The 20,923-nt window shown below is 57.0% G+C and carries 16 protein-coding genes; 7 read left to right on the top strand and 9 right to left on the bottom strand.

The window, feature by feature from the left end; translation table 11 throughout:
* Nucleotides 1-70: 70 nt before the first annotated feature.
* Nucleotides 71-1,528, bottom strand: coding sequence for a gamma-aminobutyraldehyde dehydrogenase (locus ACTWLJ_RS01610; RefSeq protein ID WP_445181439.1), 1,458 nt, complete (start codon nucleotides 1,526-1,528; stop codon nucleotides 71-73).
* A gap of 130 nt (nucleotides 1,529-1,658) precedes the next feature.
* Complete coding sequence (locus ACTWLJ_RS01605) at nucleotides 1,659-2,573, bottom strand: LysR family transcriptional regulator (protein ID WP_007967749.1); 915 nt, start codon at nucleotides 2,571-2,573, stop codon at nucleotides 1,659-1,661.
* A 195-nt stretch (nucleotides 2,574-2,768) separates the two neighbouring features.
* On the opposite strand from ACTWLJ_RS01605, the gene ACTWLJ_RS01600 reads away from it, so the two are divergent.
* Nucleotides 2,769-3,488, top strand: a complete 720-nt coding sequence (locus tag ACTWLJ_RS01600) for a tellurite resistance TerB family protein (protein WP_445179632.1) — start codon at nucleotides 2,769-2,771, stop codon at nucleotides 3,486-3,488.
* A gap of 71 nt (nucleotides 3,489-3,559) precedes the next feature.
* On the opposite strand, the gene ACTWLJ_RS01595 is transcribed toward ACTWLJ_RS01600, so the two are convergent.
* The 7 genes from ACTWLJ_RS01595 to ACTWLJ_RS01565 all read right to left on the bottom strand — a co-directional run bounded on the left by ACTWLJ_RS01595 (nucleotide 3,560) and on the right by ACTWLJ_RS01565 (nucleotide 12,953).
* Nucleotides 3,560-4,750: a hypothetical protein gene (locus ACTWLJ_RS01595; RefSeq protein ID WP_445179631.1), complete on the bottom strand. Its 1,191-nt coding sequence runs from the start codon at nucleotides 4,748-4,750 to the stop codon at nucleotides 3,560-3,562.
* A gap of 33 nt (nucleotides 4,751-4,783) precedes the next feature.
* Complete coding sequence (locus ACTWLJ_RS01590) at nucleotides 4,784-5,971, bottom strand: DUF6708 domain-containing protein (RefSeq protein ID WP_445179630.1); 1,188 nt, start codon at nucleotides 5,969-5,971, stop codon at nucleotides 4,784-4,786.
* Entirely contained in the window at nucleotides 5,964-9,311 is a 3,348-nt protein-coding gene (locus ACTWLJ_RS01585; RefSeq protein ID WP_445181438.1) for a toxin VasX, read from the bottom strand. Before ACTWLJ_RS01585 ends, ACTWLJ_RS01590 begins: the two co-directional genes overlap by 8 nt.
* Nucleotides 9,289-9,417: a hypothetical protein gene (locus ACTWLJ_RS01580; protein ID WP_445179629.1), complete on the bottom strand. Its 129-nt coding sequence runs from the start codon at nucleotides 9,415-9,417 to the stop codon at nucleotides 9,289-9,291. The genes ACTWLJ_RS01585 and ACTWLJ_RS01580 overlap by 23 nt, the downstream gene beginning before the upstream one ends.
* A complete protein-coding gene (locus ACTWLJ_RS01575; protein ID WP_445179628.1) occupies nucleotides 9,386-10,258 on the bottom strand; it encodes a DUF4123 domain-containing protein in 873 nt (290 codons plus the stop codon). Before ACTWLJ_RS01575 ends, ACTWLJ_RS01580 begins: the two co-directional genes overlap by 32 nt.
* Nucleotides 10,255-12,306 carry a type VI secretion system tip protein TssI/VgrG gene (gene tssI / locus ACTWLJ_RS01570; RefSeq protein WP_445179627.1) on the bottom strand — a complete coding sequence of 684 codons (2,052 nt, stop codon included), beginning with the start codon at nucleotides 12,304-12,306 and terminating at the stop codon, nucleotides 10,255-10,257. Before tssI ends, ACTWLJ_RS01575 begins: the two co-directional genes overlap by 4 nt.
* Before the next feature lie 131 nt (nucleotides 12,307-12,437).
* Nucleotides 12,438-12,953, bottom strand: a complete 516-nt coding sequence (locus ACTWLJ_RS01565; protein WP_047601845.1) for an Hcp family type VI secretion system effector — start codon at nucleotides 12,951-12,953, stop codon at nucleotides 12,438-12,440.
* Nucleotides 12,954-13,537: 584 nt separating this feature from the next.
* Between ACTWLJ_RS01565 and ACTWLJ_RS01560 the strand changes: the two genes are divergently transcribed.
* The 6 genes from ACTWLJ_RS01560 to ACTWLJ_RS01535 are packed head-to-tail and all read left to right on the top strand — an operon-like array spanning nucleotide 13,538 to nucleotide 20,876.
* A complete protein-coding gene (locus tag ACTWLJ_RS01560) occupies nucleotides 13,538-15,100 on the top strand; it encodes a methyl-accepting chemotaxis protein (RefSeq protein ID WP_445181437.1) in 1,563 nt (520 codons plus the stop codon).
* A complete protein-coding gene (locus ACTWLJ_RS01555; protein ID WP_445179626.1) occupies nucleotides 15,100-15,636 on the top strand; it encodes a chemotaxis protein CheW in 537 nt (178 codons plus the stop codon). The genes ACTWLJ_RS01560 and ACTWLJ_RS01555 overlap by 1 nt, the downstream gene beginning before the upstream one ends.
* Nucleotides 15,633-16,904: a CheR family methyltransferase gene (locus ACTWLJ_RS01550; RefSeq protein WP_401211497.1), complete on the top strand. Its 1,272-nt coding sequence runs from the start codon at nucleotides 15,633-15,635 to the stop codon at nucleotides 16,902-16,904. Before ACTWLJ_RS01555 ends, ACTWLJ_RS01550 begins: the two co-directional genes overlap by 4 nt.
* Nucleotides 16,901-17,584, top strand: a complete 684-nt coding sequence (locus tag ACTWLJ_RS01545) for a chemotaxis protein CheW (protein WP_445179625.1) — start codon at nucleotides 16,901-16,903, stop codon at nucleotides 17,582-17,584. Before ACTWLJ_RS01550 ends, ACTWLJ_RS01545 begins: the two co-directional genes overlap by 4 nt.
* The gene (locus ACTWLJ_RS01540; RefSeq protein WP_445179624.1) at nucleotides 17,581-19,869 is read left to right on the top strand and encodes a hybrid sensor histidine kinase/response regulator; all 2,289 of its coding nucleotides are present in this window, start codon (nucleotides 17,581-17,583) and stop codon (nucleotides 19,867-19,869) included. The genes ACTWLJ_RS01545 and ACTWLJ_RS01540 overlap by 4 nt, the downstream gene beginning before the upstream one ends.
* The gene (locus ACTWLJ_RS01535) at nucleotides 19,866-20,876 is read left to right on the top strand and encodes a chemotaxis response regulator protein-glutamate methylesterase (RefSeq protein WP_445179623.1); all 1,011 of its coding nucleotides are present in this window, start codon (nucleotides 19,866-19,868) and stop codon (nucleotides 20,874-20,876) included. Before ACTWLJ_RS01540 ends, ACTWLJ_RS01535 begins: the two co-directional genes overlap by 4 nt.
* Nucleotides 20,877-20,923 lie beyond the last annotated feature (47 nt).

Here is a 20,923-nt window from a genome sequence, read left to right as displayed (position 1 = left end):
TCTTTAAATTATGGTCGGGGCAGTTGTGTACGCGGTGAAGCATGCCGTTGGCGGCTTGTTATTAGGGTAGTCAGAGATGCTGGCCGTGGCGCGCCATGATGTGTCGCACCACGCTGTAGTCCTGCAGCGAATCGCTGGATAGGTCTTTGCCGTAACCGGAGCGTTTCAGCCCGCCGTGGGGCATTTCGCTGACCAGCATGAAATGGCTGTTGATCCACGTGCAGCCGTATTGCAGGCGTGCTGCGACCTGCATGGCCTTGTCCAGATTTTGCGTCCACACCGACGAGGCGAGGCCGTATTCGGAGTCGTTGGCCCAGTCCACCGCTTGCGACAATTCGTCGAAACGGGTCACGGTGACCACCGGGCCGAACACTTCACGCTGGACGATTTCGTCGCTCTGCTTGCAGCCGGCCAACAACGTCGGTTGATAGAAGAAACCGGCGCCGGAATGCACCGCTGCGCCGGTCACCCGTTCGATGTGCGGCTGGCCGAGGGCACGTTCGACGAAACTGGCCACGCGGTCGCGCTGACGGGTGCTGATCAGCGGGCCGATTTCGTTGTCGGCATCACGCTTGCCGGCGAAGCGCAGGCTGCTGACCGCCGCACCGAGTTCGGCAACCAATTTGTCGTGAATGCCGGCCTGCGCATAAATCCGGCATGCCGCCGTGCAATCCTGCCCGGCGTTGTAGTAACCGTAGCTGCGCACGCCATCGACCACGGCTTGAATATCGGCGTCGTTGCAGACGATCACCGGGGCTTTGCCGCCGAGTTCGAGATGGGTACGTTTGAGGGTTTTGGCTGCGGCCTGAAGGATTTTCTGCCCGGTGACGATATCGCCGGTCAGCGAGACCATGCGCACCTTGGGATGGCCAACCAAGTGGCTGCCAACGCCTTCGCCGCCACCGCAGATAATGTTGATCACGCCACGCGGCAGAATCTCCGCGAGTGCGGGTGCCAGCGCCAGAATCGACAGCGGTGTGTGCTCGGAAGGCTTGAACACCAGCGTGTTGCCGGCAGCGAGGGCCGGGGCGATCTTCCACGCGGCCATCATGATCGGGTAATTCCACGGCGCAATCGATGCGACCACGCCAATCGGATCGCGGCGCACCATGCTGGTGTAACCCGGTACGTATTCGCCGCTGAGCTGACCGGTCTGGCAACGCACGGCACCGGCGAAGAAGCGGAACACATCGACCGTCGCGGTCAAATCGTCCTGCCGCGCCAGATGCAACGGCTTGCCGCAGTTCAGCGATTCGAGACGGGCGAGGTGATCGGCGTGTTTTTCGACGGCGTTGGCGATTTCCAGCAACAGATTCGAACGTTGCTGCGGCGTGGTGCGCGACCAACCGTCAAAGGCGCGGTGGGCGGCGAGGATCGCGGCTTCGACCTGTTCGGTGCTGGCCTCGGCAATGTGCGTGAGAACTTCACCGGTAGCCGGGTTGATGATCGGCTCAACAAAACCCTGGCCCGCGACCAATTCGCCATCGATCAACAACGCGGTACATATCGGGGTCTGCGCGCCAGCCATTTTTCGCGATCTCTTTTCTTGTGTGTTCATGACGCTCCCTGTGATCGGGAGCCGAACGTCTTATAGATGCAGCAAGACTAGTGCGCGGCTCCGAGGTCGACAAATTCTAAATACTGAAGGTGGCATTCGATTAAATAGATGGCTTGCGTCCGCCATGCGGTTGCTCACGGGCGACCGTCAGAAACGGATCGACCAGCGCCGGCCGCGCCGTGCCCCGACGCCAGGCCAGCCCGACATCCAGGGTCTGATTGAGGTCGGCAATCGGCCGCGCTTCGATGATGTCGCCCTCCAGCGACCACGGGCGATACGTCATGTCCGGCTGAATCGAAACCCCCAGACCGGCGGCGACCAGACTCCGCACCGCTTCGGTCGAAGCGGTTCTGAGAGTGATCTTCGGTTGCAGCCCGGCACCGCGCCACAAGCGTTGGGCGTTGCGATCCATCTCATCGACATTCAGCTGAATCAGCGGCTCGCGGGCGACGTCGGCGAGGTTGATGCTGTCGTGCTCCAGCAACGGATGCTGCGCCGGCAGCCATAAACGGTGCGGCGAATGGGTCAGCACTTCGGTCTGCAAGGCATGCCGGTCTTCGAGGTTGGAGAGGATCAACACGCCGACATCAATCTCACCACTGACCAGCAAATGCTCGATGTAGGGGCGCTCATCCTCCATCACCCGTATCTCGACATTGGGATAAGCCCGCTGAAAACGGGTGAGCAGGTCCGCCAGGTAATAACCGGCAACCAGACTGGTTACGCCAACGATCAACTGCCCGGCCACCTGATCGGTGCTCTGTTGCAGACTGCGCTTGGCGTTATCCACAGTCGCCAGAATCAAGTGCGCCTGGCGTAGGAATTGATGCCCTTGATGTGTCAGCGTCATGCCCTTGGCATGTCGGCTGAACAGACTGACGCCGATTTCCTCTTCCAGTTGCTGGATCGCCAGAGTCAGTGTCGATTGGGAAATAAACGCAGTTTGCGCAGCAGCGGAGATCGAGCCGGTCTCGGCCACAGCGATGAAGTGACGGATCTGACGCAAGGTCATCATGCGAGGAGTACCCAGTGGGCGGTTTTTATAGATGGGTTGGAGTGTATATCTATTTTTTAGTGATGCTACGCGCGCCATCAGTCCCCACAGGGCAGCAAGCAACATCTGGAAGCACACTCGCTGGCCGGTAGCGGGCACTTTCGAACTAGGCTGAGGGCCTTATAGATCCGGATAACCCCTGTTTGGAGGCGGAACATGAACACCCGTGGATTGCTCGATCAACTACTCAAATCCGGCCAGGATCTATTGCAGAACAAGGCTGGCGGATCACACAACAAACCAGCTGCCGGAGGTTTGGGCGGCTTGCTTGGCGGATCATCCGGCGGCGGCCTGGGTGGCCTGCTCTCTGGCGCGGGCGGCGGAGCATTGGCAGCTGGCGCCATGGGCCTGCTGCTGGGCAGTAAAAAGGCCCGAAAGGTCGGCGGCAAAGTCGCGGTCTACGGCGGCCTCGCCGCACTCGGCGTGCTGGCCTACAAGGCGTACGGCAACTACAACGCCCAAAAAGGCACCGCACCGCAAAGCGAACCCCAGACTCTGGATCGCCTGCCGCCCGCACAAGCCGAGCAACACAGCCAGGCGATTCTCAAAGCGCTGGTCGCTGCCGCCAAAGCCGACGGCCATATCGATGACCGCGAGCGTCAACTGATCGAAGGTGAATTCACCAAACTCGACAACGATCAGGAACTGAAGAACTGGCTACACGCCGAACTCAACAAACCGCTCGACCCTGCAGACGTCGCTCGCGCAGCCAGCACGCCGGAGATGGCGGCTGAGATGTACATCGCCAGTGTGATGCTGGTGGATGAGGAGAGTTTTATGGAGAAGAGCTATCTGGATGAACTGGCGCGGCAGTTGAAGCTGGAGCCGGGGTTGAAGGTTGAGTTGGAGAGGCAGGTGCGGTTGGCGCTGACATAAACTCTTCGTAAGCCCAGAGCAGACGCGCTATCCCCTTCATCCGTCGTGATGGAAGGGGGCGCATTGTTCTTTCAATGCAGGCCCGCAGCCTTGCAGGCTTCGACAAAGGTAGCGCCTTTCTTGTCCATCGCAGTTTTAACCACTTGGTTGGCCTTCATCAGCGCAGCGCTTGGCTTGGCCCACTGCTCTGGAGGGAGAGGCTCTGACCATTTTTGTACTTGATCCGGCAGGGTAGGACGGCCCATTCGGTGACCCCATTCCGCCAACATATACGGCATTTTCCAGAAGCTCAGCACCCGCCAGATGTACCAGCGACGTAGTGGCCACGGTGTTCGCTTGGGATAGCCATAATGCTCGCGCTCCTTGTCCGAAAGGTCGGCGCCTTCGTCATTCATGTTGCACATCCAGCGAGCGTCATCGCGCTCGATTTCAAAGGTGTGCAACCCTTCGTAGGGCTTGAGTCTGTCTCCAGTTGGAATCAACCCCAGTGCATTGAGCATCGGATTCGGCGCATCCACTAATTGGCCATCCTCCATGTAATTGCGGATTGATGTCCACATTCCCAAGGCATGTGCATCACTGGGTTGCGGCAAAAGAAGAAACTGCACTTTGTCTTGTGCGTCATCTTCCAGACCCATGCCGAAGGTGTATTGGCGGGTGGCGCCATAACTGGTGACGCCTTGAGTGTTTGCGACCCAAGCGACTATTCCTTCCCAAGGTATCGTCAGAATATGTTCTGTTTTTTGATCGACGTAGCAAACTTCACGGCGTTGGCGGTTGAATCGAACCGGGAAGCTTTTTGCAGAGCTGAAAACTCCGGAGATAATGCTGTGTAGATATACACCTATTGGGATAATAAGTAATAGAGATCCGGTGGCGAATACCTGTAAAGAGTCTCCTATTATCTCGAGAAAATTTCGATTGATTTCTGGAGGGCTAAAAATAACAAGCCAGGTGCAGATTAGAATAGGCGCAATAAAGGCGGTTGTAAGTGCCATCCAAATAAGGGCGGCGAGAATTTTTCCTTGCTCCACCATTCCTCGGTTATTGGAGTTCAGTTCGAGATAGACTTCATTGATTTCTGAAAACTGACAACGCGATGTTTGCGGTTGGCCTGTGTAAACCGGTAGCGGCGACAAGAACAACGTCTTATCCAATCCCTTGATTCTGATTTCACCGGCACTCGGACGGTGGCGACGGATATCTAGCGCAAGGTCAGTGTCTGCTGGTACGTGTTTATGGTTTAACAATTTTCTAAACATCGATGATAACCAAATTCGATTACCGATGGCCCGTTATTGAAAACCGGCTGCTTTGCAGGCTTCGACAAAAGTTAGACCCTTCTTATCCATTGCGTTTTTTATCATTTGGTTTGCCTTTACCAGCGCGGCGCTTGGTTTCTCCCATTGGTATTGCGGCAGCGGTTGAGACCAGGTCTTAACTTGTTCGGGAAGAGGGCGAACCCCCTTGCGGTGGCTCCATTCGGCTAGCATGTAAGGCAACTTCCAGAAACTCAGGATTCGCCATATGTACCAGCGGCGCAGTGGCCATGGGGTACGCTCGGGATAGCCGTAATGCTCGCGTTCCTTGTCCGAAAGATTGGCCCCTTCATCGTTCATGTTGCACATCCAGCGAGCGTCATCCCGTTCGATTTCAAACGTGTGTAATCCTTCATAGGGCTTGAGGCGAGCACCGTTCGGTATAAGCCCCAACGCCGTTAACATTGGGTCCGGAACATCTACTAGCTGGCCATCTTCCATATAGTTGCGAATTGATGCCCACATGCCCAATGCATGCGCATCGCTGGGTTGGGGGAGAAGAAGGAATTGAACTTTGTCTTGCTCTTCATCTTCTAGGCCCATTCCGAAAGTATATTGACGAGTGGCGCCATAACTGGTGATGCCTTGAGTATTTGCGACCCAGGCCACTACGCTCTCCCAAGGGACCACTAACACTCGATCGGTTTGACTATCGACGTAGCAAACTTCGCGTCGTTGGCGATTGAAGCGAATTGGGTAATTTTTTGGAGAGAATATCACGTCGGAAAACATGCCGTATAAGTAAGCCCCTATCGGAATAAGGAACAAGAGTGAGACGCTAGTTGTAACCTTTAAGAAAGTGAGTAAGTCGGTTAGAGGGTCGGGGAAATTTTCAGGGTAAAAAATTATGCCGGCAAGGATGATAAGGCTCGGCATTATGAAAGCGGTAACTAATGCCATCCAAATTACTGCAGTCAATATTTTTCCTTGCTCAACCATTCCCCAATTACTACCACCAATTTCAAGGAAGGTGTCATTTATGTCGGAAAAGTTACGGCTAGATCCTTGAGCTTGCCCACTGTATACGGGTAGTGGTGCTAAAAACAAAGTTTCGTTCAAGCCTTTTTTACGAATTTCGCCCGCGTGAGGTCGTTGACTTCGGATGTCCGGCGCGGGAGACGTTTCCGAAACTTTATCGCTACGTTTGAATGGATTTTTAAGCATCGACAGTCGCCAATTCTTCTCTTGTGATCAACCTAGTAGATCCTTTTTCCGTGCCGATTGGTAAGGTATCAACTGAGTCAAGTTTGTACTTGCCCTTGGTAGGTATGCGTACGCCATGAGTTGTGATTATTCTTAAATTATTAAGTACGAAGCAGGTGCGATGAATCAAATTACGTTCTGCCTCTAACTGATAGCCAATATCGAAGGCCAGAGCAAAATCAGAAGTTTGCAAAGAATCACTAATGGGCAGCTTAAGTGTCAATGCCTCATGATCTTTGCTTGCGACAACAAAACTTGTAGCCCAAGCGGCAGTGCTTTCTCGCCAACGAAGAGGTGGAAGATTTGGATTGTATCCCCCTCTCATGGGAGTATCACGTTTCTGCTGATATGCCAGCAATTGTAATTGACGGCTATCCATCTCTTGTGTGCTGACGCCGGGAAGGATCAACTTCAAATAAGTCTGTTTATCATCACGGACCAACTCGCACGTTGGTTTTTGCACCACCTTCGCTAACTCGCTCCACTCATCTTGAGCAGTACGCTGTTTTGTCTGATTTCCCCATGCACTGGACTGCATCCACTTCTGCAGTTCATCCAAGTTGAAGTAATTATAAAGACCTTCTCCTATTAATTGCAGTGCGGTACCTATCAAGCCAATCAAGTTCGCACGCGCACCAATTGACATCAATTTCGGACTGGCTTCTGCCCAAGCAAATACGCGCGCATCAGTCGGTGTCTTTATTACGGTTTTAACTATGGAGCCAGTATGCTTGGCACCCCACGTACCAGCACCTATTAATATAGCGTCACCGCTAATTTGAAGTGTTGAAGCGCCCAAGCCTTTGGAATCGCCTTCTGCGAACGCTTTCGCCCACTGTAAAGAGTGTTTGCGCAAATCAAGTGATGCAGATAACACACTGAAACCAAAAGCGCCGATGCCCGCGATGCCCGTCCAGCGACCAAGGCGAGTCATGGTGTTCACTTTGCCGGCCGTACTTGCCATTTCCTCTATATGAGCTTGGAAAATTGTAACTGACAAGCCCTGTATAGTGGCAAATCCGGCCCCTGCCATTCCAATAAATGCTTCAGTAAAAGCCCAAGCATCGCTAGCAGACAAGGAGTTTTTGTCTTTTTTAAGTAGGGCACTTAGAGCATCAATAAATTTCTGCCCTTGAATGATGAATAGTCCGAAAGCCAGTAAATCACCCTTAGACTTTAAGGCTCCGCTCAGAGGTTTTTTAAAGGTCCCAGTTGCTCGAAAGTCTCTAACTGTTCTGTCCATTTCCGCGCGTAATTGTGGATCTAACCCATCGATGACTGTGCCAATTTGTGCGGGGCTGTTACTGCCTACAGCTAATGCATCACTTAGTTTTTCTTCCAGAGGTATCAGTCGCAATTTCAGCTGGTCAATTCGCTGTTGATGCACAGCCTCACTTCCCGGCTGAGCCGTGCCGGAAAGTTGAAACATTAACTCGCGATTACGCAATTTATAGGTTGCGCTTAACTGGCTGCGTATATTCAACGACTGCTCGCTAGCTTGAGTGTAAGCCGCGATCTCAGTGGCTGTTGCGGCCCGTAAAGTTAGCCCTTTGCTAGAGAATTCTCGTAGTAGTTGCAATCGCGCGGGGCTTCCGATGCCGCGAATATAAGTGTTTGGATCGATATTTTGCATTCGTTTGAATGCAGTATGTGCTTTTTCCAACTGGTCGGCGGCTTTCAGTTGGGTTGCCGGGTTGTACGCCTCGCTTAACATGCTTTGCAAACCCGCGAACTGTGTATTCAGTTTCGCGTAGTTTGGGAGACGGCTCGAGACTAGGCTGCTAAATTGATTGCCAAGTGCATCCGCGTTAGCCAAGTTCTCCTTGGCTGATAAGACACCAATTGCCAAATTACTTAAATCCACCAGTTTTTTGGCGATATCTATTTGGTCGATCAACCCTAAGGTGTCGAGTCCGGGGACGATAGTTAGCAAGTTTTTTTCGAGATAGGCAGCGAGTTTTTCAACCGATTTTCTATCGGGGCACATGGCTGCTACACAGACGAATTCCGTTTTCAAGCGATGCTCGATTTGTGCGTCGAGGTGGAAGTCGTAATACCAGGCGGCACGGTGGAACAGGCCGTCAGTGAACATACTCAAACGATCTTCTCGTATCTTCCCCAGTCGTTTGTGCCAGTGAGATAAGAGATTTTGCTGGCGGGTGACAAACGTTTCCATTTCTTCCCGATTGACTAGATGTTCTATCCCTCGTTGACCGAGGTCTTTGCCGTGCAGTGCTTCCCAGCTTTGCAGGCTAAGTGTATTGATTGTGCTTTGGTGCTTGCGATAAAGCGGCTGCCCCATTGCATCAGTCATACCGACAAACGCCTTCGCATACGGATTGGTCTGAGCCGCTTTTCGCCACATAGCTTCGTCACCGAAAATTCCGGGATCACGATGGTCACGACGAGCTTTCAGGTAGTCATAAATTTTTGATTGTTGTTGTTCGGTAGTTTCATCTTTTAGCGCTTTGACGTCTGGATCTGTGTTGCTCAGGGCGGTCAATCGAGAGGCGTTCACGTCATACAATGATTGGATGTAGGAGCCGGTAAGGTACTGTGCCTGGCATTTATCATCGGCACTCCATTTCTCAATCCAGTCAGCCACTTTCAACTGCGCGCTAGCTAAGTCACGCATCACTCCAATATCGTCGCGCAGCACCAAAAACAGGTAATCGTCCTTATAGGGGCCCTGGACCTTGCTGGTTAGCGATTCTATAGCCGCATTTTTGAACAGTGGCTCATGCTCCCAGTTATAAGGTTTGCTCTCTTCTGGGTCGGCACCTTCTGGTAGCGCCTTGGCTGGAGTTTCATTCTCAGCCACCTCCGCTAGCCATTGTTTCGCCTGCAAATTGCTCAGTAGGCTTTCGCCTCCTTTTTCAGGACATACACTCGTCAGATCTATGGGCTGCATCAAACGCTTCCGTTCGTCCAAGGATTTGAGCACCTGTGAGCATTTGAAGGCCGTCCATTGAATTTCCGAGTAGCTGGCGTGCAAAGCATGATTGCGTGGAAATACCAGATGCGGCTCGCCAACGGAGCTGGTTCGGACGTCGCCCGATACTTCCTGGCTATTCCAAAGTAGCTTAGTGATCTGTCCTTTTTCGACGCGGTATTCGTGCAGATAACCGGTAGTGCCGTCGATGATGTACAGGTAGCCGTCGCGCAACAGCCGAATGCCCAGCGGCTGGCTTTTCGTCTGAAATGGCATGGCCAGATCAGTCTTTGGATCTAAGTACTCAACCAATCCAAAGCGAAGAGGCAATAGCTGCACTTTTTGCTTAGCTAATTGACACTCGCCCATAGGAACGCGGGTGTCTTTTGCACTCATGGCCATAGCTGCTGTGTTGGCACTGGGTTTTGGAGTTTGTTGGGCAGTCACGAGAGGCTTCCTTGTCGATCGGTGGCACGGTGCTCGGCCAGTTCGGCCGCGCGCTCCAGACGCTTCAATGGCGCCTCTGGTGTTGACTCCGTCAACAGTTGAAGGATATCGGGGTTATCACTAACTGGCTCACCGGCCAGATAGCCGAAAACGTTCGCGTAAAGGGTGATCTCCTGTTCCGAGGCAAAACCTTTTTGATAGCCTTCTTCAGCTATCTTTTGCGCATACTGGCGACGTTCAGACTCTGCGAAGGATGCCATGAAATCTGGAAAGTAAGTTTGCAAATGTTGATTCAAGTCTGAGACGAAGTTACGAAACTCGATTTCACCCAGTGCGGTGAGTTCAGAATCTGTCAGGCGATAGATCTCAGGTTCGGGATTGGCCGGATCGGGCCGTTTGTGTTGGTGCCAGTTGGCGTTTACTCCATCCGGCAGGCAGATGTGCGTAACCGGGCCAAACCAACGCGCACTGTTGGCTTGTTCCGCAAGCCCAAACAATTGATGCATAACCGCAGGATCGGCAGTTCGCGGCATGACCTCTACGCCACTTGGATGCTCCACGGTGAGCAGATGGCGCCAATGACCCCATAGCTTATGAACATCCGCCTCACTGAATAGTAGGTATCCCCACTCAAGAGCCGCATTTTCTCGAAAATAAGCCAGAAGTGGATCGGTGGCACCCTTCAACGCGATCAAGTAGGGGGAAATGTCTGACAACTCTTGCCAGCGAGTACTCTGGTACAAGCTGTAAGCCGGGTTATCCCAGTGATATAGCTGTTGCGCCAGATTAGGAACACTGACGCCGTCCAACAGTAGGTAGGCTGGGGTCTTCCATGGCAAATCGTTCGGAAGTGGCGGTAACTCGATCATTTATTTCCCCCCTTCTGAGCAGCCAATTTGGCAGCTTCACAAACCGCACAAATCGGCTTCTTCTGCATCAACGCCTGCCGCTGCGCCGGCACCAACAACTTCCCGGCCTTATCCGCATCCGCCTGCTTCAACGGTCCCGGCAACAACGGCGCTGCCCCCGTGCCGCTCCCCGGCCCGCCGCCAGAGTTGATGTTGATCGCCGGGCCGCTCATGGTCACGCCGCCGGCATCGATCTTGATAAAGCTGCCACCACCCACCAGCGTCAGCTCAGCGCCGGCCTCAAGCACCACTTTCATGCCGCTGCTCAGGTGGATTTCCTGGCCCGCATCAATGAACTGCCCAGTACCAATCTTGATGTGCTGATTCACGCCCACCGTCAGGTGATCGTTGGCCTGCGCCTCAACCTTACGATCTTCGTAAACCGTGTGGTGCTCTTCAGCCTTGAACTCGCTGTAGCTGTTCTTCTCGACCAGATCGTGACGCTCGTTGCCGATGCGAATCTTCTGGTCATGCTCGATGTTCTCGTCCCAATCCCGCTGCGCATGCAGAAAAATCTGCTCCTGACCTTTCTTGTCTTCGATACGCAATTCGTTAAAACCACCGCCACCCATCGAACTCAGGGTCTTGAACGTGGTGCGCGTCTTGTTCGCCGGCAGCGCGTATGGAACGGTGTTTTCCTTGTGGTACAGGCAGCCGCTGATCAGCGGTTGGTCGGGGTCGCCTTCAAGGAACGTGACCAGCACTTCCATGCCGATGCGCGGGATGGCGATGCCGCCGTATTGGGCGCCGGCCCAGGCGGAGGAGACGCGTAGCCAGCAGCTGGTTTTGTCGTCGGCCTGACCTTCGCGGTCCCAGTGGAACTGGACTTTGACGCGGCCGTACTGGTCGCAGTGGATCTCTTCGCCTTTCGGGCCGGTGACCACGGCGCTCTGGCTGCCGAGGATGCGTGCTTTCGGGTGGCGCAGCGGTGGGCGGTTCGGCACGTCCCACGGGGTGGCCTGAAAGCGGTTGCGGTAGCCCTGATGGAAATCGTCTTTGAGCGCGGTGGTGTCGCTGGTCACCGACTCTTCGAGCACTTGCGGCTGTTTGCCTTCGTGCAGGACTTCGGTGAGCAGCCACAGGTCGTTCCATTTGGCTTTCGGGTGTTGGGTCAGCGCGAGGAAATGACCGCTGACCAGCAACGGCTGATCGCTCTTGCCTTCGGCGAGCTGGAAGTCGCTGCGGTGACGTTCGAGGGCGCGTTTGGCCAGGTGTTTGCCGCGCTCGCGGTCGACGAAACGACCCGGATAATCGTAGTCCTCGAGGTCGGGCAGGGCATCGCCACGGTTTTCGCTTTCGAGGGTGATGCGCGGTTTTTCGAAGTCGTAATCGCGGCGGGTGGTGCGACTGGTACGGGTTTCCAGGCGCAGGTCGAAACGCTTGATCACCGGGTCGCTGGCGACCATGCCGGAGTCTTGTTGATAGGCCACGGGAGCGAGTTTCGGGAACACCGTCTGGTCATCGCCGAACAGCAACAGGTGGCCAGTAGCGCTGTGCTGGAAGTGGTAATGGATACCTTCTTCCTCGCACAGGCGCTGGATGAAATGCAGGTCCGACTCATCGTATTGCACGCAATAAACGCGCTCGGGATAGATCGAACCGGTCTTGAATTGGTAGGCGTTGCTCTGGATGCCGTGCTCTTCGAGAACCATGCCGATGATTTTCGGCACCGTGAGGTTCTGGAAAATACGCTGGTTGAAGCGGTGCGCCAGATACGCCAGTTGCGGGCGCAGGGTCACGGAGTAGCGCGTCAGGCGTTTACCGGAATCGCCTTGCGCGGCGCGATAGATCTGGCCATGAATGCCGCTGCCGTCAGGCGACAGTTGCAGGAAGGCCGGTTTGTGCAGCAGGGTTTCGAGGTCCAGCGACGGCTGCTCACTGACCAGCTCTACCTCGAATACAAAAGGCTGGCTGATGGCTTCCCGACCGGTCAGGGTGAAAACCTGAAAGTCAGCGGAAAGACCTTCGATGGTCAGGGCAAAGTGGGTTTCATTGGCCGGCGCGAACATCCCTTGTTCCTTGTGCAGTGCAGCGGCGTTCGTCAACACCCGCAAAGCGGATCAACGCGCGCGAAATTCTGGGGAGGCGTAAACAACATCGACCAGCAGAGCTGGCCGATGTTTGTAACGATCAGCCGTAATTAAACGACTGGAGCACGCCAGTCATCGGAACCCGAAGTACCGGATACTTCGTGGGTCCAGGTGATTTTACGGTAGGTGAACTGCACTTCTTCCAGGTGGGTGAAGTGCGAGTTGCCTGGATCCTGGCAGTTGTGCATTTTGTTGTTGATGGCGACGATGATCGCGTCTTCCAGTTTGGTGGTGTAGTAGTGCTCTTGAGTACCTTGAGCAGAAGTACGGTACCACTGGATAACGATTTCGCTCATGCGCTCGCCCGAAGTCAGAGCAGCTTGCAGCAGAGGCGAAGCCTTGTCGTAGACCTTGGTGATCACAACTGGTTTGTGAACGCGCTGACCGGTTGGCTGACCCGATTGTGGGTCACGCGGGATGATCACGTCGTGGCTGAAAGCCTGAACCATAACCTGGTCTTCGTGGCCTTCCTGGTAAGTGTTGCCAACGGAGTCGGCGGTGAATGCGCCGGCAGTGATCAGGCCTTGTTTCTCGCCAGTAACGGACATGTACGCTGGTGTTGCCATGAGGGTGCTCTCCTTGCGGAATAATTTAAGGGCCCGGAGGCGAAATCGCCCGGTGGGGGCCAGACAGTTATCAAGGAGCGTGCCAGGTTTTCTCAAGTCCCCGTGAGCCGGGGAGCAGATCGCTCTAGATCGCTGCTTGCAGGAAAATTCACCTCGATTTACGGCTGAAAGTGCGCAACTTCTTGCGCACTACTGCGCAAGAAGTTGCGCACTCGGCTACAGCCCAAGGTAGCCAAGGGCTGTAGCCAAGTCGTTAGTGAAATTTCGAAAACAAGTGCGCAAGAAGTTGCGCACTAAGGCGCATGGCCATCATTGGTTAGAATTGGTCAGCTGCGAAATGACCGATCCATCGCCCTTTTCTGCTGATCCGTCACTGGTCAGTGGCACCGTGCTTGCTGGAAAGTCCCTAGCCAGAGCCGATCCGGGTTTGACACTGGAAGGCGAGGGGGCGGCAAAGCGTCTTATAAATGAAACACCGCCCTCGGCTATACTCCCCGCATTTCGACTAGGCACGAGGACTCACTGTGAAGAACTGGACGTTGCGCCAACGCATTTTGGCGAGCTTTGCGGTGATTATCGCCATCATGTTGCTGATGGTCGTCGTCTCGTATTCGCGGTTGTTGAAGATCGAGGCCGGTGAGCAAAGCGTGCGCCAAGACGCGGTGCCCGGCGTGTATTACAGCTCGATGATCCGCAGTGCCTGGGTCGACAGTTATTTGCAGACGCAAGAGTTGCTTGGCCTGAAACGCGGGCAGGGCATCAGCGCTGAAGACGCGGCGGACTTCAAGTCGTTCGAGGCGCGTCTGAAAGAGCAGATGGGCAACTATCTCGCGACAGTGACCACGGATCAGGACAAGACCGAATTCGCTGTGTTCCAGCAGGACGTGCTGGACTACAACAAGGTTCAGGCGGCTGTGCTGGACCTGCATCAGCGCAATCAGGACGAGCAGGCCGCTCAGCTGTTCAACGACAAGCTGACCCCGGCGTGGACCGCTGGCCGGATGAAACTCAACGACATCATTCGTGAGAACAAAGCCGTTGCCGACGAGGCCATGAACAACATCGACGACGCGGTGGCTGCGGCGAAAGTCAGCATGGGTATTTCCCTGCTTATAGCCATTCTGGCAGCCGGCGCCTGCGGCCTGCTGTTGATGCGCGCAATCATGGCGCCGATGAACCGCATCGTGAAGATCCTCGAAACCATGCGCACCGGCGACCTCAGTTCGCGTCTCAACCTTGATCGCAAGGACGAGTTCGGCGCGGTGGAAACCGGCTTCAACGACATGATGGCCGAGCTGACCTCGCTGGTCTCGCAGGCCCAGCGCTCGTCGGTGCAAGTGACCACCTCGGTGACCGAGATCGCCGCTACCTCCAAGCAACAACAAGCCACCGCCACCGAAACCGCTGCCACCACCACCGAAATCGGCGCGACCTCCCGCGAGATCGCCGCGACTTCGCGGGATCTGGTGCGCACCATGACCGAAGTCTCCACCGCTGCCGATCAGGCTTCGGTACTCGCCGGCTCCGGCCAGCAAGGTCTGGCGCGCATGGAAGACACCATGCATTCGGTGATGGGCGCGGCGGATCTGGTCAACGCGAAACTGGCGATCCTCAACGAGAAGGCCGGCAACATTAACCAAGTGGTGGTGACCATCGTCAAGGTTGCCGACCAGACCAACCTGCTGTCGCTGAACGCCGCGATTGAAGCGGAGAAGGCCGGCGAGTACGGTCGCGGTTTTGCCGTGGTCGCCACTGAAGTGCGACGTCTGGCGGATCAGACGGCGGTCGCCACTTATGACATTGAGCAAATGGTTCGTGAGATTCAGTCGGCGGTGTCTGCCGGGGTGATGGGCATGGACAAGTTCTCCGAAGAAGTGCGCCGTGGCATGACCGAGGTGCAGCAAGTCGGCGAACAACTGTCGCAGATCATCCATCAGGTGCAGGCGCTGGCACCACGGGTGTTGATGGTCAACGAAGGCATGCAGGCCCAGGCCACGGGCGCCGAGCAGATCAACCACGCACTGGTGCAATTGGGCGACGCCAGCAGCCAGACCGTCGAGTCGTTGCGTCAGGCCAGTTTCGCCATCGATGAACTGAGCCAGGTGGCCGTCGGGCTGCGCAGCGGCGTTTCGCGATTCAAAGTCTGATGAGCGAAATCACCGCCAAACGCGGCGCTGCTCCGGTGGTGAAGCAGGCGTTGTTCCTGCTGTTTCGCATCGGCAACGAGCGTTACGCCTTGCGTGCAACGGAAGTCGCCGAGGTGTTGCCGCGTCTGCCGTTGAAGCCGATTGCCCGGGCGCCGGAATGGGTCGCCGGGGTGTTTGCCTATCGCGGCAAAGTGGTGCCGGTGATTGACCTCAGTGCGCTGACCTTCGGCGTACCGGCTCAGGCACGCACCAGCACGCGACTGGTGCTGGTGAATTACCAGCCGGACGAAAGCCAGGCGGCGCAATGGCTCGGGCTGATCCTTGAGCAGGCGACCGATACCCTGCGCTGCGATCCGCTGGATTTCAAACCCTACGGGCTCGACAACCGCCAGACGCCTTATCTCGGCCCGGTGCGCGAAGATGCACAGGGGCTGGTGCAATGGGTGCGGGTCAACGACTTGCTTGATGAGTCGGTGCGGGTCTTGCTGTTCCCGACGCCAGCGCTGGACCCGGCGCGGCTTGAGGAGCTGCCATGAGCGGCGACCAACGATTTTTCGACTTCCTCAAAGAACGCATCGGCCTCGACGTCACGTCGGTGGGACCGGCGATCATCGAGCGCGCAGTGCGCCAACGCACAACGCTTTCGCAAGCGGCGCATGCCGACGAATATTGGTATTTGCTGCAAGGCTCGCGGGACGAGCAACAGGCTCTGATCGAAGCGGTGATCGTCCCGGAAACCTGGTTTTTCCGTTACCCGGAATCCTTTGCCACGCTCGGCAAACTGGCGCGCAAGCGCTTGGGCGAGCTGAACAACATGCGTGCGCTGCGCATCCTCAGCCTGCCGTGCTCCACGGGCGAAGAACCTTATTCGATTGCCATGGCCTTGCTCGATGCCGGGCTCAAGCCCCATCAGTTCAAGGTCGATGGCATGGACGTCAGCCCGCTGTCGGTGGAAAAAGCCCGGCGCGGTTTGTACGGCAAGAACTCGTTTCGCGGGCAGGAACTGGACTATCGCGAGCGGCATTTTATCGCCGAGCAGGATGGTCATCGAGTCAACGATAACGTGCGCGAGCAGGTGCGCTTGCAGGTCGGCAACGTGCTCGATCCAGCACTGTTGGCCAGTGAGCCAGCGTTTGATTTCGTGTTCTGTCGCAACCTGCTGATCTATTTCGATCAGCCGACCCAGAAGCAGGTTTTCGAAGTGCTCAAACGCCTGACCCATGAAGACGGCGTGCTGTTTATCGGCCCGGCCGAGGGCAGTCTGCTCGGGCGTCTGGGCATGCGTTCGATTGGTATCCCGCAGTCGTTCGCCTTCAGTCGTCACAGCGAGCCGCATCCCGAGCCATTACCGACGCCGGCACCAGTGCCGTTGCCCGTGCGCCAACCGGTACGCGTCACGCCGCCGCCAGTGCTGCGCAATCGACCGTTTGCTGGCGTGACGCCAATGCCGGTGACCAGCAAAAGCCCGAACCCGGATGCCACGACCTTGCTGGCGAATATTGCGGCGCTGGCCAACGAGGGCAAAAGTGCCGAGGCCCGCGTCGCGTGTGAACAGTATTTGCGCAGCCATGAACCGGTGGCGCAGGTGTTTTACTGGCTCGGCCTGCTCAGCGATGTCGCCGGACTGACCCTCGAAGCGCAGAGTCATTACCGCAAAGCCTTGTACCTCGAACCGCAACACCCCGAAGCGCTGATGCACCTGGCTGCGTTGCTGCAAGCCCAGGGCGACAGCGCCGGTGCCAGACGATTGCAGGAGCGTGCCGCCCGTAGCACACGCACCGCCGACAGTGAGCGTAAACGATGATTGCGTCCGACACCTTGAACGTCACCCATGACGACGCGCAGGCCATCGACGATTGCTGGAACCGCATCGGCATCCACGGCGACAAGTCTTGTCCGCTGCTCGAAGACCATATCCATTGCCGTAATTGTTCGGTGTATTCCGCCGCCGCCACGCGCCTGCTCGACCGTTATGCGTTGCAGCAGGACGAGCGCGATCCGGTCGCCACAGCGATTGAAACCGACGTCAAAACCCGCTCGTTGCTGATGTTTCGTCTCGGCGAAGAATGGCTGGGACTGGCGACGCGCAGTCTGGTGGAAGTGGCGCCGTTGCAGGCGATTCACTCGCTGCCGCATCAGCGTTCGCGAGCCTTGCTCGGCGTGGCCAATGTGCGCGGGGCGCTGGTGGCGTGCCTGTCGCTGGTCGAACTGCTCGATCTGGATGGCAATGTTGCGCCGGCCACGGGCGCGCGGATCATGCCGCGCATGCTGATCATCGCGGCCCACGGTGGTCCGGTGGTGGTGCCGGTGGATGAAGTTGACGGGATTCATGCCATTGATGAACGAATTCTCGACGCCGCATCGCGCTCCGGCGCGCAGGCCAGCGCCAAATACACCCGAGGCGTGTTGCCATTTCGCGGTCGCAGCCTGCGTTGGCTGGATGAAGAACAGTTGCTGTCCGCCGTGACCCGGAGCCTCACATGACCCCCGAGCAAATGCGCGACGCGTCCCTGCTTGAGCTGTTCAGTCTTGAAGCCGAGGCCCAGACCCAAGTGCTCAGCACCGGGCTGCTGGCGCTGGAGCGCAACCCGACCCAGGCCGATTACCTTGAGTCGTGCATGCGCGCCGCGCACTCGCTCAAAGGAGCGGCGCGGATCGTCGGGATCGACAGCGGTGTCAGCGTCGCGCATGTGATGGAAGATTGTCTGGTCAGTGCGCAGGAAGGCCGGTTGTTTCTGCGTCCCGAGCACATCGATGCGTTGTTGCAGGGCACCGATCTGCTGATGCGCATCGCCACGCCGGCCAACGGCCCGCAACCGGCGGACATCGAAGCCTATGTGCAATTGATGGCGCGGCTGCTTGATCCTTCGGCGGCGCCAGTTTCGGTGTCAGCGCCGATGGCTGAGTTGCAGCTCGAAGCGCCGCCCATGGTCGAACTGACCCCGCCAGTGGCGCCAATCGAGCTGCCGGTCGAGATCGCAGATCCCGCCCCGCGCAAGAACAAACGCACCACCGAAGGTGGCGAGCGGGTGTTGCGCGTCACCGCCGAACGCTTGAACAGCCTGCTCGATCTGTCGAGCAAATCGCTGGTCGAAACCCAGCGCCTCAAACCGCATCTGGCGACCATGCAACGCCTCAAGCGCATGCAGAACAACGGCCTGCGGGCGCTGGAAAGTCTCAACGTCCATCTCAAGGAGCACGCCCTCGGCCTCGAAGCGCTGGAGGCACTGGAAGATGCGCGGCGCTTGCTCTCCGAATCGCAGCAGATGCTCACGGAGAAAACCGCCGAACTCGATGAATTTGCCTGGCAAGCCAGCCAGCGTGCGCAAGTGCTGTACGACACCGCGCTGGCTTGTCGCATGCGGCCGTTCGCCGATGTGCTGACCGGACAGGTACGCATGGTTCGCGACCTCGGCCGCAGTCTCGGCAAACAGGTGCGGCTGGAGATTGAAGGCGAAAAGACTCAGGTTGATCGCGATGTGCTGGAAAAACTCGAAGCGCCGCTGACCCATTTGCTGCGCAACGCGGTCGATCACGGTATCGAAACCCCGGAGCAACGCTTGCTCCAGGGCAAGCCTGAAGAAGGCCTGATCCGTCTGCGCGCCTCGCATCAGGCCGGCCTGCTGGTGCTGGAGCTGAGTGATGACGGCAACGGCGTCGATCTGGAGAAGGTCCGCCGCAGCATCGTCGAGCGACAGTTATCCCCAGCCGAAACGGCGGCGCAGTTGAGCGAAGAAGAACTGCTGACGTTCCTGTTTCTGCCCGGTTTCAGCCTGCGCGACACAGTCACCGAAGTGTCCGGCCGTGGCGTCGGGCTCGACGCGGTGCAGCATATGGTTCGCCAGTTACGTGGTGCGGTGGTGCTGGAGCAGGCAGCGGGCGAGGGCAGTCGCTTCCATCTCGAAGTGCCGCTGACCCTGTCGGTGGTGCGCAGTCTGGTGGTGGAAGTCGGCGACGAGGCGTATGCGTTCCCGTTGGCGCACATCGAACGCATGTGCGATCTGGAGCCGCAGGACATTGTGCAGGTCGAGGGGCGTCAGCATTTCTGGCACGAAGGCCGGCATGTCGGGCTGGTCGCGGCCAGTCAGTTGTTGCTGCGTCCGGCGAGCCAGAACAGCGGCGAGACCCTGAAAGTCGTGGTCATCCGTGAGCGCGATGCGATCTACGGCGTGGCGGTCGAGCGCTTCATTGGCGAGCGCACTTTAGTGGTATTGCCGTTGGACGAGCGACTGGGCAAAGTGCAGGACATTTCCGCCGGAGCCTTGCTCGACGATGGTTCGGTGGTGCTGATTGTCGATGTCGAAGACATGCTGCGTTCGGTGGACAAACTGCTCAATACCGGACGTCTTGAACGGATTGCCCGCAACGGTCATACGGCTGTGGAAGCTGTGCGCAAGCGGATTCTGGTGGTTGATGACTCGCTGACCGTACGCGAGTTGCAACGCAAACTGTTGCTCAATCGCGGTTATGACGTGGCCGTCGCGGTGGACGGTATGGATGGCTGGAACGCCTTGCGTTCGGAGAACTTCGACTTGCTGATCACCGACATCGATATGCCGCGTATGGATGGCATTGAACTGGTCACGCTGTTGCGCCGCGACAACCGTCTGCAATCGCTGCCGGTGATGGTCGTTTCGTACAAGGATCGCGAAGAGGATCGGCGTCGTGGACTGGACGCTGGCGCCGACTATTATTTAGCCAAGGCCAGTTTTCATGACGACGCCCTGCTCGATGCTGTGGTCGAGCTCATCGGAGGAGCGCGGGCATGAAGATTGCTATCGTCAACGACATGCCCATGGCGGTGGAAGCCCTGCGCCGGGCGCTGGCATTCGAGCCGGCGCATCAGGTGGTCTGGGTCGCCGGCAACGGTGCCGAAGCGGTGCGCATGTGTGCAGAGAACACCCCGGATCTGATCCTGATGGACCTGATCATGCCGGTGATGGACGGCGTCGAAGCCACGCGACGGATCATGGCCGAGAGCCCGTGCGCCATCGTCATCGTAACGGTCGACCGTCAGCAGAACGTGCATCGGGTCTTCGAAGCGATGGGCCATGGCGCGCTGGACGTGGTCGACACTCCAGCCATTGGCGCTGGCAATGCTCAGGAAGCGGCGGCGCCGTTGCTGCGCAAGATTCTTAATATCGGCTGGCTGATTGGCGAAAAACCCAGCCGTTCGCGTGCTGCCCCGGCGTCGCCGCGCAGTTCGGGCTCGTGTCAGCGGCTGGTGGCCATCGGCTCGTCCGCTGGCGGTCCGGCGGCGCTTGAACTGCTGCTCAAGGGCTTGCCACGGGATTTTTCCCCGGCGATTGTGCTGGTGCAGCATGTGGATCAGGTGTTTGCCGCTGGCATGGCCGAATGGCTGGCCAGCGCCAGCGGCCTCGATGTGCGTCTGGCCTGCGAAGGTGAGCCACCACAAAGCGGCAAGGTGTTGCTGGCGGGGACCAATCACCACATTCGATTACTGAAGAACGGCACGCTGGCCTACACCGCCGAACCGGTCAATGAGATCTACCGACCCTCGATCGATGTGTTTTTCGAGAGTGTCGCCAGTTATTGGAATGGTGATGCAGTAGGGGTTTTATTGACCGGGATGGGACGCGACGGGGCGCAAGGGCTTAAGCTCATGCGCCAACAGGGTTATCTGACCATCGCGCAGGATCAGCAAAGCAGTGCGGTGTATGGCATGCCCAAAGCCGCAGCGGCGATTGATGCAGCCGTAGAAATTCGTCCACTGGAAAAGATAGCGCCACGATTGCTGGAGATTTTCCCCAAATGAACAGGTTTATCCGCAATCCTGGCCCCCGCAGTACTCAGGTGACCGCC

It is taken from the genome of Pseudomonas sp. McL0111 (genome assembly GCF_052567255.1).
Note: the sequence above shows the minus strand (reverse complement) of the source record. Positions and strands in the feature narration are given on the sequence as shown.